The 702-nt window shown below is 59.5% G+C and carries 2 protein-coding genes; both read left to right on the forward strand.

Annotated features, from left to right (window positions below):
• Positions 1-354, forward strand: a 354-nt coding sequence (locus QZ269_RS13230) for a hypothetical protein (protein WP_291427160.1), incomplete at its 5' end; no start/stop codon positions are given.
• A complete protein-coding gene (locus QZ269_RS13235) occupies positions 354-551 on the forward strand; it encodes a helix-turn-helix transcriptional regulator (RefSeq protein WP_291427161.1) in 198 nt (65 codons plus the stop codon). The genes QZ269_RS13230 and QZ269_RS13235, both read left to right, overlap by 1 nt.
• Positions 552-702: the final 151 nt, after the last annotated feature.

Consider the following 702-nt stretch of genomic DNA (forward strand, 5'->3'; position numbering starts at 1 on the left):
GACGCCAGCCAGGGCGACAAAGAGACCATGCGCCGACTGTTTCAGGAAATCACCGACCCAGACCGCGCCCGCATGTTGCAGCGCGGCTTTGACGCCATGCACGAGCGGCACGGTGAGCAGGTGCAGCAGGTGTACCTCACCACCACCACACCGGGCCAGGACTACGCCGGAACCTTGCACCTCAAGGACAGCAAGCAGTTTGTCATGCGCTCAACAGGTGACTTCGTTGTGGGCCACCCCCAGGATTTACCCAAAGGCAGCAGCGCCGGGGATACGGTCAAGGTGACGGCCACCCCGACGCCCAGCGCCGCGCAGGAAAAACAGGTGCAGCGGCAGAGGGGCATGGACTACTGATGCGCCCCCCAGTCGCCACAATTCACAACCGCCTCAAGGTCTTGAGGGCCGAGCGAGGACTAACCCGGCGAGAACTGGCCGAGGCCATAGGCGTAAACACTCAGACAATCGGTTATCTGGAGCGCGGGACATACACCGCGAGTCTGGATATAGCCTTTCGTCTGAGTGAATTTTTTGGTCCGCCCATAGCGGCCTGACTACACGATTCGCGCAAAATCCTACGCTAAGGAAAATCATCGCGCTGGAACAGTAGTTTCTGGGTCGGATTCAGAAATCATGCTCCAGGAGTAGTCTCCCGTGAGGGCAATGTGTTCCCAACCCAGCGGCGACAGATATGGCAGGAGTTCC

Origin of the sequence: Deinococcus sp., assembly GCF_018260405.1 — a bacterium.
In the GTDB taxonomy this organism is placed as follows: Bacteria; Deinococcota; Deinococci; order Deinococcales; family Deinococcaceae; genus Deinococcus.